Source organism: Salipiger bermudensis, assembly GCF_020171625.1.
GTDB lineage: Bacteria > Pseudomonadota > Alphaproteobacteria > Rhodobacterales > Rhodobacteraceae > Salipiger > Salipiger bermudensis_B.
On sequence record NZ_JAIUZY010000005.1, the window covers coordinates 57,091 to 72,196 of the forward strand.

At 68.6% G+C, this 15,106-nt stretch carries 13 protein-coding genes; 5 read left to right on the plus strand and 8 right to left on the minus strand.

The features are described from left to right. Positions 1–44 precede the first annotated feature (44 nt). Both LCM15_RS09670 and LCM15_RS09675 read left to right on the plus strand, forming a co-directional pair. Positions 45–554, plus strand: coding sequence for a TRAP transporter small permease (locus LCM15_RS09670; RefSeq protein WP_224855826.1), 510 nt, complete (start codon positions 45–47; stop codon positions 552–554). Positions 555–560: 6 nt separating this feature from the next. Then, entirely contained in the window at positions 561–1,838 is a 1,278-nt protein-coding gene (locus LCM15_RS09675) for a TRAP transporter large permease (protein ID WP_224855828.1), read from the plus strand. Between the two features lie 161 nt (positions 1,839–1,999). Here LCM15_RS09675 and LCM15_RS09680 read toward each other — a convergent pair whose 3' ends face one another. From LCM15_RS09680 to LCM15_RS09715, 8 genes are all read right to left on the minus strand, one after another. Next, complete coding sequence (locus LCM15_RS09680) at positions 2,000–3,391, minus strand: FGGY family carbohydrate kinase (protein ID WP_224855830.1); 1,392 nt, start codon at positions 3,389–3,391, stop codon at positions 2,000–2,002. Between the two features lie 3 nt (positions 3,392–3,394). After that, positions 3,395–4,612: an NAD(P)/FAD-dependent oxidoreductase gene (locus LCM15_RS09685; RefSeq protein WP_224855832.1), complete on the minus strand. Its 1,218-nt coding sequence runs from the start codon at positions 4,610–4,612 to the stop codon at positions 3,395–3,397. After that, a complete protein-coding gene (locus LCM15_RS09690) occupies positions 4,609–6,003 on the minus strand; it encodes an NAD(P)/FAD-dependent oxidoreductase (protein WP_224855834.1) in 1,395 nt (464 codons plus the stop codon). The genes LCM15_RS09685 and LCM15_RS09690 overlap by 4 nt, the downstream gene beginning before the upstream one ends. Before the next feature lie 274 nt (positions 6,004–6,277). Then, positions 6,278–7,051 (minus strand): DeoR/GlpR family DNA-binding transcription regulator, encoded by a 774-nt coding sequence (locus tag LCM15_RS09695; protein WP_224855836.1) that lies wholly within the window; start codon positions 7,049–7,051, stop codon positions 6,278–6,280. 157 nt (positions 7,052–7,208) lie between these two features. Then, positions 7,209–8,003 (minus strand): ethanolamine ammonia-lyase subunit EutC, encoded by a 795-nt coding sequence (gene eutC, locus LCM15_RS09700; protein WP_224855838.1) that lies wholly within the window; start codon positions 8,001–8,003, stop codon positions 7,209–7,211. Then, on the minus strand, positions 8,000–9,391 hold the full coding sequence (locus tag LCM15_RS09705) for an ethanolamine ammonia-lyase subunit EutB (protein WP_224855841.1): 1,392 nt from the start codon (positions 9,389–9,391) through the stop codon (positions 8,000–8,002). Before LCM15_RS09705 ends, eutC begins: the two co-directional genes overlap by 4 nt. A gap of 214 nt (positions 9,392–9,605) precedes the next feature. Then, entirely contained in the window at positions 9,606–11,048 is a 1,443-nt protein-coding gene (locus tag LCM15_RS09710; protein ID WP_224855844.1) for a sensor histidine kinase, read from the minus strand. Further along, positions 11,045–11,782: a response regulator transcription factor gene (locus LCM15_RS09715; protein WP_224855846.1), complete on the minus strand. Its 738-nt coding sequence runs from the start codon at positions 11,780–11,782 to the stop codon at positions 11,045–11,047. The genes LCM15_RS09710 and LCM15_RS09715 overlap by 4 nt, the downstream gene beginning before the upstream one ends. Positions 11,783–11,994: 212 nt before the next feature. Between LCM15_RS09715 and LCM15_RS09720 the strand changes: the two genes are divergently transcribed. From LCM15_RS09720 to LCM15_RS09730, 3 genes are all read left to right on the plus strand, one after another. Further along, positions 11,995–13,239, plus strand: coding sequence for an ABC transporter substrate-binding protein (locus tag LCM15_RS09720; protein WP_224855848.1), 1,245 nt, complete (start codon positions 11,995–11,997; stop codon positions 13,237–13,239). Between the two features lie 84 nt (positions 13,240–13,323). Beyond that, positions 13,324–14,196 (plus strand): carbohydrate ABC transporter permease, encoded by an 873-nt coding sequence (locus LCM15_RS09725; RefSeq protein ID WP_224855850.1) that lies wholly within the window; start codon positions 13,324–13,326, stop codon positions 14,194–14,196. Next, positions 14,189–15,103, plus strand: a complete 915-nt coding sequence (locus LCM15_RS09730) for a carbohydrate ABC transporter permease (RefSeq protein WP_224855852.1) — start codon at positions 14,189–14,191, stop codon at positions 15,101–15,103. Before LCM15_RS09725 ends, LCM15_RS09730 begins: the two co-directional genes overlap by 8 nt. Positions 15,104–15,106 lie beyond the last annotated feature (3 nt).

Genomic DNA, 15,106 nt, shown 5'->3' on the forward strand with positions numbered 1-15,106 from the left:
GCCGCTCCCAGCGCCGGCCCCTTCCTTATTTAAGGAGACCCTGAATGCCTGTCCTGCGCCTCGCCGAGAAACTGCTCGAGGCTCTCGTCGCCGCCCTGCTCTTCGCGCTCGTGGCGATGGTCTTCGTCAACGTGATGCTGCGCTTCTTCATGAACTCCGGCATCGTGGTGACCGAAGAGCTCTCGCGGATCGTGCTGTCGATCCTGATCCTCAGCGGCGCCGTGCTGGCGCTGATCCAGCAACGCCACATCGCCATGACGCTGGTGGTCGACCGGCTGCCCAGGGGCGGCAAGAAGGCCATCGTGGCGCTAACCGGCGCGATCATGCTCTACGGCAACTACCTTCTCGCCAAGGGCGCGTGGATGCAGGCGACGCTGAACTTCTCCTCCTCCTATCCGATTTCCGGCCTGCCGATGGCCACGATCTACGTGGTGGCCACGCTCGCCGGCGCCGCGCTGGCGCTCGTGGTCGCGGTGCGCATGGCGCTGATCCTGTCGGGCCGGATGGAGCCGGAAACCTTCTTTCAGGCCGCTTCGGCCGATATCGCGGAGTGATCCTGCGTGACCTTCGTCGTCTTTCTCTCCGTCCTGATCCTCGGCATCGTGATCGGCCTGCCCATCGCCTGGGCGCTGATCGCCTGCGGCATCGCGCTGATGCTGCATCTCGACTACTTCAACGCCCAGATCATCGCCCAGAACATGATCCTCGGCACCGACAACTTCATCCTGCTGGCGATCCCCTTCTTCATCCTCGCCGGTGAGTTGATGAACCGCGGCGGGCTCTCGCGTCGCATCATCGAGGTCGCCATGGCCGCCTTCGGCCACGTGTCGGGCGGGCTGGGCTACGTGGCGATCTGCGCCTCGCTGATCATGGCCTCGCTCTCGGGCTCGGCCATCGCCGACAGCGCCGCGCTGGCCGCGATTCTGATCCCGATGATGAAGCTCGGAAATTACCCCGAGGGCTCCTCGGGCGGCCTGCTGGCCGCCGGCGGCGTCATCGCCCCGGTGATCCCGCCCTCGATCGCGCTCGTGGTGTTCGGGGCCATCGCCAACGTCTCGATCAGCGGGCTGTTCATGGCCGCCATCGTGCCCGGCACCCTGATGGCCGTGTCGCTGATCGTCGCCTGGCGCTTCGTGTCGCGCGGCGGCGGCTTCCAGACGCTCGAGCGTCAGCCCCGCGAGGCTGTGCTGCGCGCGCTCTGGCGGGCCCTGCCGGCGCTGGTGCTGCCCGTGGTGGTGATCGGCGGCCTGCGGGTCGGGATCTTCACGCCCACCGAGGCCGCGGTGATCGCCGCCGTCTACGCCGCGCTGGTGGGCGCGTTCGTCTATGGCGAGCTGACCCTCAAGAGCTTCTACGAAGGTCTGGTCGAGGCCGGCAAGACCTCGGCCGTGGTGATGTTCCTGATCGGCACCTCGATGGTCTCGGCCTGGCTCATCACCATCGCCAACCTGCCGACGCAGGTGATCGCGTTCCTGCAGCCCTTCATGGACACGCCGCAGCTTCTGGTCGGCATGATCGTGGTGCTGACGCTGCTTCTGGGCATGGTGCTCGACTTCACGCCGCTCAGCCTGATCCTGATGCCGATCGTGATCCCGCTGGCCAAGGCCGCCGGCATCGACCTCGTCTATTTCGGCGTGGTCTTCACCATCGCCGGCGCGCTCGGGATGCTGACACCGCCGGTGGGCAACGTGCTCAACGTGGTGGCGGGCGTCGGCAAGGTGCGGCTCGACAGGATCATGGTGGGCGTGCTGCCCTTCCTCTTTGCCGAGCTCGTCGTGCTGGGTCTGCTGGTGGCCTTCCCGGCGATCATCACCGGCCCGCTCAGCCTGCTCCGCTAGGGTCCGCCAAGACACCGTTCGGACCGACCCTCCCCTAGGTCCGAACACATGCGCCGCTCCGCCCACCGGAGCGGCGCTTTTTGTTTTTGCGGAAGGGGATGAAAGCGCGAGTCCGGAAAAACCGCCGGGCGTGGGGCTCCCGGCGTCGGCCCGGGGAGAGCTCAGCTCCGCCAGCCTCGCGCGCGCGACACCGCATCCGAGAACCGCGCCAGCCGCGCCGCCCGGTCGCAGGGCCGCGGCGTGACCACCGCGCGCGGTGCCGGAGAGCACAGCGTGCCGCCAAGCCCGAGCGCCGCAAGCTGCGCCGCGCCCAGAGCCGTCAGTTCCTCGGTGGCCGGCAGCGCGATCTCGGCCCCGGTCACGTCGGCGAGGAACTGGCAGAGATAGGCCGAGCGCGTCAGCCCTCCGTCCATCGACAGCCGCGCCACCGGCCCCATCCGCGCGAGCACCTCGGCGGCGCGCAGGGCCACACCCTCGATCAGCGCCTGCGCCATGTCCTCGCGGGTTGTCGCCCCGGTCATGCCGATGAACAGCCCCGCCGCGGTGCCGTCCCAATGCGGCGCCGCAAGCCCGGCAAGCGCAGGCACGAAGGCCAGCCCCCGGTCGATGGCCGGGGGAGCGTCGAACGCGCCCAGCGCCTCGGGTCCGTCGAGAAGCCCGATGCGCATGGCCCATTCCACCGCCGCCCCGGCGGCATGAACGCCGCCATCCACCGCGAAGGTCGTACTCTCTCCGATCTGCCACGCCACCGTGGGCAGCAGGCCGCTTGCGTCGTCGGCGGGCCGCGTCGCGCCGGTCACCGCGAGCGCGAAGGCCCCGGTGCCGAAGGTGATCTTGGCATCGCCCGGCGCGCGGCAGCCATGTCCGTAAAGCGCCGCCTGCTGGTCGACCACCGCCGCCGTCACCGGCACGGCACCGATCCGGCCAAAGTCGGACACGGTCGGGCGGATCTCGGGCAGGCACTCGACCGGCACGCCGAAGAGCGTGCAGAGCTCGGGGTCCCATGCGCCGGTGTCGAGCGCCATCAGCGAGGTGCGCGAGGCGGTCGTCACGTCGGTGAGCGCCCGTCCCGTCAGGTGCTGCAGAAAGAACGCGTCCGTGGTCCCGAGCCTCAGCCGCCCGGCGCGATGCGCCTGCTGCACCCGGGGATTGCTGTTGCACAGCCAGCCCAGCTTGGCGGCCGAGAAATACGGATCGAGCGGCAGCCCGGCGCGGGCGCGCACCGTTTCGGCATGCGCTGCCATTGCGGCGAGCTTGGCCTCGGTGCGGCGATCCTGCCAGACGATGACCGGCGACAGCGGCTCGCCGGTCACCGCGTCCCAGGCGAGACAGCTCTCGCCCTGGTTCGACAGCGCGATGGCATCGACCGGACCCGCCGCCGCAATCGCCGCGCGCATGTTGGCAAGCAGTTCGAGCGGGTCATGCTCGACCCGGTCGGCCTGCGGGAAATGCTGCTGGTGCCGGACCGCATGAACGATCTCGGCCCGGCCTCGATCATCGGCGACCAATCCGCGCGTCGAGGTCGTGCCCTGATCGAGCGCCAGAATCCGCATGTCTCAGTCTTTCCTGTCCAGCCGCAGGGTAAGATCGCCCGTCAGGGCGGCAGACTCCAGTGCCGGCACCGACAGCCGCACCGGCTGCTCGGGATAGCTGTGCACCGAACGCGCCGCCAGCTCGCGCCCGCTTGCATCGCTCAGCACCAGACGACCGCGCACAGCCCCGTCGGTGCGGATATTGAGCACCGCCGCCGCGCCCGCGGCAAGCCGCTGCGGCACCACGTAGCGCAGGCCGTCGCCCGGCACGATGCGCGCACCGGCGGCGCGCTCTGGCGTCTTGCGCATGTCCCTGAAGATCGCCTGCGCCGCGCGGCGCCCCTCGGCCCAGCAGTGGCCGGCGGTCTCGACCGGGTGCAGCACGTTGCCGGCCACGAACACCTGCGGATCCGAGCTGCGCCCGTCCGCGTCGACCTCCGGCCCGAGGGTGCGGGGATCGAGCGCCAGCTCGCTCTGCCGCGCCACCGTGGCCTCGGGCGTGAACCGCCCCGAGAAGACGATGCCGTCGCACTCGAGACGGCGCTCTTCGCTCTTGTGGCGCAGGCGCAGCGCCTCGACCCGCGGCGCACCCTCGATGCTCAACAGCTCCGCCCCGGTGAGCACCGGCACCCCCATCAGCCGCGCCAGCAGCATGTCGATTCGGCGGGTCTGCGGGCGGTCGCGGGTCTCGACCATGGCGACCGGCCTGATGCCGTGGCGGCGGCAGGTCAGCAGCGCCGAGAGCGCGACGATCTCCGAGCCCACGATCACCGGGCGCGAGAACGGGCGCTTGCCCTCGAGATAGATCAACGATTGCAGCGCGCCGGTGTTCATCACACCGACCGGGCGCAGGCCCGGGGCGAGGAGCTGCGCGCGGGTGCGCTCACGATTGCCGGTGGCGAGAAGCACGCGGCCCGCGGTGAGCGTCTGCGCTCCGCCGGTTGTCGCAAGCTCGAGCACGCCGCCGGGGCGGATCGCGGTCACCGTGGTGTCGGTGCGGATCTCGACGCCGGCCTCCTCGGCGGCGTGCACCAGCCGTCTTGCATAGGCCGGGCCGCTGAGCACGCGCCTGAACTCGCGCATCCCGAAGGGCGGATGGCCGCAATGGCGCGGAATGCCGCCGGCCTCGCCGAAGCGCTCCAGCACCACCACCCGGCGCAGGCCGAGCCTGCTCAGCTCGAGCGCCGCGCCAAGCCCGGCGGGGCCGCCGCCGACGATGGCCACATCACAGGCCGCGGTCATGCCACGTCCTCCGGCAGGAGTGGCGCGCGCAGCTTGCCCTCGGTCAGGCTGGCGATGCGCCCCAAGCAGTTGAAGCCCTGGCAGCGGCCCATGGCGCAGCGCGTCCGCCGCCTCAGCCCGCCGAAATCGCCCGGCGGCAGCGGGCTGTCGAGCGCGGCACGGATCTCGCGCGCGGTGACCATCTCGCAATGGCAGACGATGCCGTCATGGCCGGGGATCTGGTAATCGCGCGGCAGGTGCTCGGCGAGGTTCGGCATCCGGGGCACCACCGGATCGTCGGGCGCCGACCAGACCAGCGAATGGCTCTCGCTCCAGAGCGCAAAGACATGCCGGGCGATCCCCAGCGCCGCCGTGAGGCCGGTCGAGCGGATGCCGCCGGCGCAGTAATAGCCCTGCGCCGCATCGGCATGGACGCGGTAATCCTTGCGCTCGGAGGCGGGGCGCAGACCGGCATAGACCGCCGTCACCGGCATGTTCTCGAGCGCCGGCACCAGCGCCACCGCCTTGGCGATCAGTTTGTGGAGCTCGCTCACCGTAACGTCGGCACGGTCGCGCGCTTCCTGTTCCTCGGCGGTCGGGCCGACCAGCAGGTTGCCATAGACGGTGCGGGTCAGCACCACGCCCTTGGTGCGTTCGTTCGGGACCGGCAGCAGGATGGTGCGCAGATGCTGCGAGGCCGCCTTGTCGAACACCACGAACTGGCCCTTGCGCGGCCGGATCTCGAAGGACCGCGTGCCGATGAGGATCTCTTCCACCCTGTCGCCATAGAGCCCGGCGCAGTTGATCACGCTCTTGGCCATCAGCGGGCCGGCCCCGGTCTCGAGCTGCCACGTGTCGCCGTCGCGGCGCGCGGCGGTGAGAGGGGCGTTGAAGCGGAATTCGGCACCCAGCGCCTTGGCCTGCGTGGCATAGGCGAGCGGCGCCGACCACGGGTCGATGACATGCTCGCGCGGCACCAGGAGCGCGCCGCGCACGTGAGAGGCCAGCTCCGGCTCGCGCGCCAGCACCTCGGCGCGGCTGAGGATGCGCGTGTCGGTCACGCCGTTGCCCTGCGCCTGCGCCAGCAGGTCGGGCAACCGCGCCTCCTCGTCCTCGCTCCACGCCGCAACCATCGCGCCGGTCTCGAGCACCGGCAGGTTCATCGCGGCGCGGATCTCCATGTATTCGTCATAGGCGGCCTGCATGCAGGCCAGTTCGAGCGAGTCCGGCGGCGCATCGAACCCGGTGTGCAGGATCGCGCTGTTGGCCTTCGAGGCGCCGGAGAGGATGTCGGGCGCGGCGTCGAGCACGCAGACCCGCGCCCCTTCGAGCGCGAAGCGACGGGCCATGGCGCAACCGACCACGCCCGCGCCGATGATCGCGACATCCATTTCGGCAGAAAAATCAGCCAAGCCTCGTCTCCGTCATAGAATCAAGCTGCCCGGCGCTTTGTAGGGCCGCGGACCTTCTGAACGTGCACAATTTTGACCGAATCCACAATATTTACTGAATGGAAAAATGCGGTATCCCCAAAGTCGCCTAAAACTGCGGTAATTTGCGGCAAACGGCCTTGCACGGGGAAGGCCCCGCCCTCCGGCAGGCGCTACGCACAGTGACGCCACCGGGCGCACGCCCGTTGCCTGCCGGCGTTTGCCCCCAGACGATAGCCGGGCCGAACGACCCGTCTCAGGCGATCACCACCTCGACGCCCGCCGCGGCCAGCGCCTCGGCCAGCTCGGGTTCCGGCGCGCGGTCGGTCACCAGACGGTCGACCGCCGAGAGCGGCGCGACCTCGAACACCGCCGCCCGGTCGAGCTTGGTGTGATCGGCCAGCACCGTGAGCTTGGCCCCCCGGGCCACCATGGCGCGGGCCATCTCGGTCTCGCGCAGGTCGTAATCCATGATCTCGCCGCGGGTCATGCCGCCGATGGTCAGCACCACGTGCTCGGCCTTGAAGCGTCCGAGCTGCTCGATGGCGAGCGCGCCCAGCGTCTCACGCCCCTCGGCGGCGATCTCGCCGCCCAGCAGGTAGAGCCGGTGATGGCCCTCGGGGCGCGCCAGAAGGCCGGCGATCTCGGGCGAGTTGGTGATCACCGTGAGCCCACGCCGCCGCGCCAGCGCGCGGGCGAAGGCGATGGTGGTCGAGCCGGTATCGACGAAGATCACGGCGCCCTCGTCGAACAGCTCGGCGGCGCGGCGCCCGATGGCGGTCTTCTCGGCCGTCATCGTCACCATGCGGGCATCGAACGGCCCCTCGGTCAGGCCGTTGTCCGTGAAGCTCGCGGTCTTGCGCGCGCCGCCGTGAAACTTGCGGATGCGCCCCGCGCTGTCGAGCTCGTTGAGATCCCGCCTTATGGTTTCACGTGACGTCTCGAATTGCTCGGAGAGCGCATCCACGTGCACCTCTCCGCAGTCCTCGACAAGCTGTACGATCGCCTCGCGGCGGGCGGCCGGTTTCATGCGGCGTCCTTTCTGATTGCGCAGTGCGCTCTGCCCGGAGACTTCGATCCGGTCACACAGCGCTGCCTGTTCCCACGTTTTGACCCAAGGACGGCGCCGCTGCAACGGGGTTCGCTCCGCCCCTGCCGCTTCGTAACCGACGGATCGGACGGCATCTTCACCCCTCGACCTGCGCGCTGGCATCGACCGTCACGGTGCGATCCTTCAGCCCGACCCCCGAGAGCTGCAGCTTGAAGGCCTCGCGGGTCAGCCATGCGGCGCGGTAGGCGGCATCCTCGTAGCTCTGCCCGCCGGGCCGGATATTGGAGATGCAGTTGCGGTCGGCATCGGTGCGCCCGACCTTCGGCGCCCATGTGAGATAGAGACCGAGACTGTCCGCCGCCGACAGGCCCGGGCGCTCGCCGATCATCATCACCACCAGCTTCGCTCCGAGGATGGCGGCGATCTCGTCGCCTACGGCGACCCGGCCCTGCGTTGCCACAACCAGCGGCGCAACGCTCAGCCCGGCCTCGGCCAAGAGCGGCCTGAACGCCCTCAGGAATCCCGGCGCCGATTGCTGCGTCGCCAGCGACGACAGCCCGTCGGCCAGCACCAGAGCGACATCGGGCGCGGTGGCGGGGCGCACGGCCTCGAGCCGCGCGACGGAGTTCGCATCGAGCCTGCGACCCCAGTCGGGCCGCTGAAGATAGGCGGCGCGGTCAGGCGCCCGGCTCGCCACCCGCAGCAGCGGCTCTCCGAGATCGGCCTCGAGCGCGTCGAGATCGAGCGGCGTGTGCACCGCGGTGCGGGCCTGCGCATGGGCCATCTGGAACTCGAGATTGCGCGCGGTCGAGAGCGACACGCCGGTGCGGCCCAGCGCGATCCGGGCCGAGGTGTGGCGGCGCAGCCCGGACCAGGGGTCCTCTCTGCGCCGAAGCGCGGCGGGATCGGTCAAGTCGGTCGGGTCGGTCATTGCGCCTCCAGAAGCGACAGGCGCTGCGACAGCGCGGCGGGCGGCTGGCTCGCGGGGGTGAAGGCGCCGTCGGCAGCCATCAGTCCCATCCGGTCGAGCCATTCCTCGAATTCCGGCGCCGGGCGCAGACCCAGCACGCGGCGCGCATAGAGCGCATCGTGGAAAGAGGTGGTCTGGTAGCTCAGCATCACGTCATCGGCGCCGGGAATGCCCATGATGTAGTTGATCCCCGCCGCGCCGAGCAGCGTGAGCAGCACGTCCATGTCGTTCTGATCGGCCTCGGCGTGGTTGGTGTAGCAGATATCGCATCCCATCGGCACGCCGAGCAGCTTGCCGCAGAAATGGTCCTCGAGCCCGGCCCGGATGATCTGGCGCCCGTCATAGAGGTATTCCGGCCCGATGAAGCCCACCACCGTGTTGACCAGAAGCGGCTGGTACTTGCGCGCCACCGCGTAGGCGCGCGCCTCGAGTGTCTGCTGGTCGACGCCGTGATGCGCGTCCGCCGAGAGGCACGAGCCCTGCCCGGTCTCGAAATACATGCAGTTCTGGCCCACGGTGCCGCGCTTGAGGGACTGGGTCGCCTCATGGCCCTCGGTCAGGAGGTCGAGCGTGATGCCGAAGGAGGTGTTCGCCGCCTCGGTGCCGGCGATCGACTGGAAGGTCAGGTCGACCGGCGCGCCCTCCTCGATGGCGGCCATGGTGTTGGTGACATGGCTCAGCACACAGGATTGCGTCGGGATGGCGTATTCCTGGATCACCTCGTCGAGCAGGTGCAGCAGCTCGACCGTGGCGTGCAGGTTGTCGGTGGCCGGGTTGATGCCGATCACCGCGTCGCCCGAGCCATACATCAGCCCGTCGAAGGTCGAGGCGGCGATGCCGCGCAGGTCGTCGGTGGGGTGGTTCGGCTGCAACCGCGTCGCAAGCCGCTTCTCGAGGCCCAGCGTGTTGCGGAACTTGGTCACCACCCGGCACTTCGAGGCGATGAGGATCAGGTCCTGCGTCCGGCAGAGCTTGGACACGGCGGCCACCATTTCCGGGGTCAGCCCGGGGGCAAGCGCCGCGAGCGCGGCGCTGTCGGCGGCGTCCGAAAGCAGCCAGTCCCGGAAATCGCCCACCGTCATGTGGCTCACCGGCGCGAAGGCGGCGCTGTCGTGTGTGTCGATGATCAGCCGCGTCACCTCGTCCGTGTCGTACGGGACGACGACCTCGCTCAGGAACGTCTTGAGCGGCAGATCGGCCAGCGCGGCCTGCGCCGCCACGCGCTCGACATCGGTGGCGGCGGCGAGGCCGGCCAGCTGGTCGCCCGAGCGCAGCGGCGTGGCGCGCGCCATCAGGGTCCTGAGATCCGGGAACCGGAAAAGCTCGGCCCCGACGTGATGGCTGTACATCGCAGCCCTCCGTTCAACATACACCATGCGCCGACGCGCTGTGCGAAGGCGCGCTCAAGGTTTCGCCCGTTCGGGCAGATTAGCATGAATCGAATGCCCGAACGGTCTCGCGTCGAGTGTTAGGCAAGGTTCCGCCCCCGGTCCATTGCGCGCGGCCTCGAGACCGGCAGCGAGAGGCAAAGCGGCGCTTATTTGGGCAGAACCCCCGACTGCGTCAGGCGCGGCGGATGGTGACCACCGCCCGCAACCCGCGCGGCGCGGTTTCAAAGCGCAGCTCGCCGCCATGCATCATCGCTATGGTCGACACGATGCTGAGGCCAAGCCCGGTGCCGTCGGTGAAGCGCGCGTTCTCGCCGCGGCGGAACGGCGCCATCAGCGCCTCGATTTCCTCGAGCGGGCGGCGGCCGCCCTCGTCCTCGACCGAGATCGTCGCCATGTCGACCCCGGCGTCGAGCCGCACCACCGCGCGGCGGCCGTATTTCAGTGCGTTGTCGATCAGGTTCGACAGCGCCCGCTGGATCGAGACCGGGCGCGCGGTGACGATGATCCGGTGCTCGCCCGCGATCACCTGCGACGACCGCCGCGACGAGAACAGCGAGCGCCCGCCCTGCACCGTCACCGGCACGCTCTCGGCAAGGCTCACCGGGTGGCCCATGTCCTGATAGTCGTCCACCACTGCCTCGACCAGCGCACCAAGCGACAGCTCGCGCGGTTCCTCGACGTTGAGCTCTGCGCGGGTCAGGGTGAGCACGCTCTCGATGATGCCGGTCATGCGGTCGATATCGGCCTCGAGCCGGGCGCGCAGCTCGGCATCCTCGATCAGCGCGCTGCGCAGCCGCAGCCGCGTGGCCGGCGTGCCGAGGTCGTGGCTCACCCCCGACAGCACCACCGCGCGCGCCTCGAGGCGCTGGCGCTCGGTCTCGAGATAGGTGTTCACCGCATCGACGATGGCGCGCAGCTCCGCCGGCCCCTCGGCCTCGTAGCTCTCCGGACCCCCGAGCTGTCGGCGGGTGCCGAGCGCCCGGGCAAAGCCCGCAAAGCGCGCCGCCGTGTCGCTGACCAGCGTGAAGATCACCGCCGCCGCGAGAAGCGCCAGCGCGATGGCCGGCAGACGCAGGTCGGTGGGGGCCGCGGCGCAGCCCCAGAGATCGTCGCCCCGCACCCGCAGCCATTGCCCGTTGCCGGGCTTGGCGAGGATCAGCGGTTGGCTGCAGTAGCGCGCCATCAGCCGGGTGAGCTGGCCCAGCGTCTCCTCCGGGCGCTGCCGCGCATGGGTGGCAAGATCCGAGACCCGGTATTGCAGGTCGTCCGACACCACCACGAGGCTCAACCCGGCGCCGCCGGTGGCATCGGGCAGGATCGGCGCGATGGTAAGATAGGCCGGGCGCGGCAGACCGCTGATGCGCGAGAACTCCCCGGCCTCGGCCAGCGCCTGATCGTCGGGCGACAGCGGCGTGATGGTGATGCCCTCGGGCGCGATGGCGCCGCGCGAGAGCGTATTGTAGAGCAGCATCCCGCTGCGCTCGGCGTCGGTGAGGTAGCCACTCCAGCGCGCCTGCGTCACGCCCCAGAGCGCCGCCACAACCAGCCCCGCGGCCATTGCGGCGAACATCAGCAGCGCACCGCTGTCGCGCAGGCTCAGGCCCCAGCGTTTCACGCGTCTTCCGAGGTCACATCGGCGGCGAACACGTAGCCCACGCCGCGCTCGGTGCGCAGCATCCGCGGGTCCTTCGGCGCGGCCTCGATCTTCGAGCGCAGCCGGCCGACCAGCACGTCGATGGCGCGGCCATGCGCCTCGTCGTTGTGATCCCCCTCGCCGGTCACATCGAGCGCGGCGGCGATCTCCTCGCGGGTCAGCGGGATATGCGGGTTGGCGAGGAAGGCCTGCAGCAAGGCCGTCTCGCGGCGGGACAGCGCGACCTGGTAACCGTCGGGCGAGAGCACCTCGTTGCGCTTGGCATCGTAGCGCCAGCCGTTGAAGCGGAAGGTCCGGGTGCGGCGCCGGTAGGCCAGCGAGGCCGAGCGCCCGGCGCGCGCCAGCACCGCGCGCACCCGCGCCAGAAGAAGATCGGGGTTGAAGGGCTTGGCGATGTAATCGTCGGCACCGACCTCGTAGCCCGCCATGCGCTGGTGATCCGCCGACAGCGCCGAGACCATGATGATCGGCACATCCTGATCGCGGCGCAGGGTGGCACAGATCTCGAGCCCGCTTTCGTCCCCCAGCATCACGTCGAGCAGGATCAGGTCGATCCGCCCCGCCGCCATCGCCGCCTCGATCTCGGCCAGCGACGCCGCGCCCAGCGCCATGAATCCCTGCTTGCGGAGATACTCAGTCATCATGTCGCGCATCTCGTCGTCGTCGTCGACCACCAGCAGTCTCGAGATGCTCACATGACCCTCCTTCGCGTTCGCCAAGACGATGCGGCGTTCTATCACGCGCAAGCGAAATCCGCGAGCCTGTAACAGGTTGTAACAAGAACGCCCAAAATCTCACCCTTCGGGCGCAAACAGCCCGCGCAACGCTCTTGCACGAGTCAGGCCCCAAAGCGCAAAATTGTATCGGAGCTGCCGGGACCGGCAGTCTAGTTTGGGAGGACTATTCCATGAAATATACAACTCTGGCCGCGATTTCGTCGCTGGCCCTCTCTGTCGCGTCCGCCGGCCATGCCGAGCCCCAGGCCGAGGTGCTGCACTGGTGGACCGCGGGCGGTGAAGCCAAGGCGGTTGGCGTCCTGCAGGAAGAATTCGCCGAGAACGGCGGCACCTGGACCGACATGCCCGTCGCAGGCGGCGGCGGCGACGCGGCGATGACCGCGCTGCGCGCCCGCGTGCTCTCGGGCAACGCGCCCACCGCCGTGCAGCTCAAGGGCCCGGCGATCCAGGAATGGTACGAGGAAGGCGTTCTGGCCGATATCTCGTCGGTGGCAGAATCCGAGGGCTGGGACGATCTCCTGCCCGCCTCGATCGCCGGACACATGAAGTGCGAAGACACCTGGTGCGCCGCGCCGGTCAACGTCCACCGCGTCGACTGGATCTGGGCCAACGCCGAAGTGCTCGAGGCCAACGGCATCGAGATGCCGACCACCTGGGACGAGTTCAACGCCGCAGCCGAGAAGCTGCAGGAAGCCGGTGTGATCCCGCTCGCCCATGGCGGTCAGGCCTGGCAGGACGCCACCGTGTTCGAGACCGTGGTGCTCGGCCTCGGCGGGCCGGAGTTCTTCCAGAAGGCGCTGGTCGATCTCGACCCCGAAGCGCTGACCTCGGACACCATGAAGGCCTCGTTCGACCAGATGCGCACCCTGCGCGGCTATGTCGACGACAACTTCTCGGGCCGCGACTGGAACCTCGCCACTGCGATGGTGATGAACGGCGAAGCCGCGTTCCAGATCATGGGCGACTGGGCCAAGGGCGAGTTCCTCGCCGCCGGCAAGGTGCCAGGCGAAGACTTCCTCTGCGCCTCCACCCCGGGTGACGGCTATCTCTACAACGTCGACAGCTTCGCGATGTTCAACGTTGATGGCGACGACAAGAAGGCCGGCCAGGAGCTGCTTGCCAAGCTGATCGTCGGGCCGAACTTCCAGAAGGTGTTCAACATGAACAAGGGCTCGATCCCGGTGCGGACCGACGTGTCCCTCGAGGAGTTCGACACCTGCGCGCAGAAGTCGTCCGAGGACATGACCGCCGCCTCCGAGAGCGGCGCGCTTCTCCCCTCCTACGCCCACGGCATGGCGCTTCGCGGTGCGCAGGCCGGTGCGATCACCGACGTGGTGACGGCGCATTTCAACTCGGACATGTCCTCTGACGAGGCGGTCCAGATGCTTGCCGACGCGGTCGCCAACTCGATGTAATCCGGGGCCCTGCCCCTCACCAGACCAAGACCCAAGACCCGTCCCGCCCCGTCATCCGGGGCGGGACATTCAGGGGAGGACAATATGGCCAAGTGGTTCGAAACCCATTTGCCAAAGATCGTGCTGGCGCCCAGCTTCATCGCGATCCTGATCTTCGTTTACGGCTTCATCGCATGGACGGCCTGGGTCTCGCTGACCCGCTCGCGCCTGCTGCCGAAATACGAGATCGAAGGCTTCATTCAGTACGAGCGCCTGTTCGATTCGCCGCGTTGGGACACGGCGATGAACAACCTCTACATCTTCGGGGCGCTGTTCATCGGCGTGTCGATGATCCTCGGACTGGTCCTCGCGATCCTGCTCGACCAGCAGATCCGCGTCGAGGGGGCGATCCGCACCATCTATCTCTACCCGATGGCGCTTTCGATGATCGTCACCGGCACGGCGTGGAAATGGATCCTGAACCCGGGCCTCGGGCTCGAGGCGATGGTCAAGGGCTGGGGGTTCGAGACCTTCACCTTCGACTGGCTGGTGAACCCCGACATGGCGATCTACACCGTCGTGATGGCGGCGATCTGGCAGAGCTCGGGCTTCGTGATGGCGCTGTTCCTCGCCGGTCTGCGCTCGGTCGATACCGAGATCATCCGCGCGGCACAGATCGACGGCATCCCCACCTGGCGCGTCTACGTATCGATCATCATCCCCTCGATGGCGCCGATCTTCCTCTCGGCCTTCATCGTGCTCGCCCACCTCGCCATCAAGGCCTTCGACCTCGTCATCGCCCTGACCGGTGGTGGTCCGGGCTATGCCACCGACCTTCCCGCCACCTACATGTACGCGATGGCGTTCTCGCGCGGTGACATCGGCCAGGCGGCGTCCTCGGCGATGATCATGATGCTCGTCGTCTTCGCCATCGTGGTCCCCTACCTTTATTCCGAACTGAGGGCGCGCAATGACTGACGTCTCCGCAACCCCCGCCCACGCCGCCGTCTCCGAGCGCCCGCAGGGCCGCTCCTTCGGCAAGATCGCCCTGCGCTGGCTGCTCTACGTCGTGCTCGGCCTGTTCGCGATCTACTACCTCATGCCGCTCTTCGTGATGGTCACCACCTCGCTCAAGAGCCTCGAGGAGATCCGCACCGGCGACCTGTTGTCGCTGCCGCGCGAGCTGACCTTCGACGCCTGGCGCACCGCCTGGTCGGAGGCCTGTACCGGCATCCAGTGCGAGGGCGTGAAGCCGTATTTCTGGAACTCGGTGATGCTCGCCGTTCCGGCGGTGATGATCTCGACCCTGCTGGGCGCGATGAACGGCTACGTGATCGCGCAGTGGCGCTTCCGCGGCGCCAACATCATCTTCGCGCTGATGCTGTTTGGCTGCTTCATCCCGTTCCAGGTGGTGCTGCTGCCGATGGCACGGGTGCTGGGCCTCATGGGCATCGCCGGCACCATTCCGGGGCTGATGTTCGTGCACGTGATCTACGGGCTCGGCTTCACCACGCTGTTCTTCCGCAACTACTATGTCAGCATCCCGGTCGAACTGGTGAAGGCCGCCAAGGTGGATGGCGCAGGCTTCGTGCGGATCTTCTTCGCGATCTTCCTGCCGCTCAGTATTCCGATCATCGTGGTCAGCGTGATCTGGCAGTTCACTCAGATCTGGAACGACTTCCTGTTCGGCGTGTCGTTCAGCCAGGCCGGCACCCAGCCGGTGACCGTCGCGCTCAACAACATCGTCAACTCGACCACCGGCGTGAAGGAGTACAACGTCGACATGGCCGCCGCGATCATCGCCGCCCTGCCGACCCTCCTCGTCTACATCGTCGCCGGCAAGTACTTCATCCGCGGTCTGACCGCCGGCTCCGTCAAAGGATGACCC

Excerpts from the sequence above, each read along its gene's own strand:
- LCM15_RS09730 (WP_224855852.1), top strand. The coding sequence starts at position 14,189 with ATGACTGACGTCTCCGCAACCCCCGCCCACGCCGCCGTCTCCGAGCGC.
- LCM15_RS09670 (WP_224855826.1), top strand. The coding sequence starts at position 45 with ATGCCTGTCCTGCGCCTCGCCGAGAAACTGCTCGAGGCTCTCGTCGCC.
- LCM15_RS09685 (WP_224855832.1), bottom strand. The coding sequence starts at position 4,612 with ATGACCGCGGCCTGTGATGTGGCCATCGTCGGCGGCGGCCCCGCCGGG.
- eutC (WP_224855838.1), bottom strand. The coding sequence starts at position 8,003 with ATGACCGACCCGACCGACTTGACCGATCCCGCCGCGCTTCGGCGCAGA.
- LCM15_RS09725 (WP_224855850.1), top strand. The coding sequence starts at position 13,324 with ATGGCCAAGTGGTTCGAAACCCATTTGCCAAAGATCGTGCTGGCGCCC.
- LCM15_RS09705 (WP_224855841.1), bottom strand. The coding sequence starts at position 9,391 with ATGTACAGCCATCACGTCGGGGCCGAGCTTTTCCGGTTCCCGGATCTC.
- LCM15_RS09720 (WP_224855848.1), top strand. The coding sequence starts at position 11,995 with ATGAAATATACAACTCTGGCCGCGATTTCGTCGCTGGCCCTCTCTGTC.
- LCM15_RS09680 (WP_224855830.1), bottom strand. The coding sequence starts at position 3,391 with ATGCGGATTCTGGCGCTCGATCAGGGCACGACCTCGACGCGCGGATTG.
- LCM15_RS09695 (WP_224855836.1), bottom strand. The coding sequence starts at position 7,051 with ATGAAACCGGCCGCCCGCCGCGAGGCGATCGTACAGCTTGTCGAGGAC.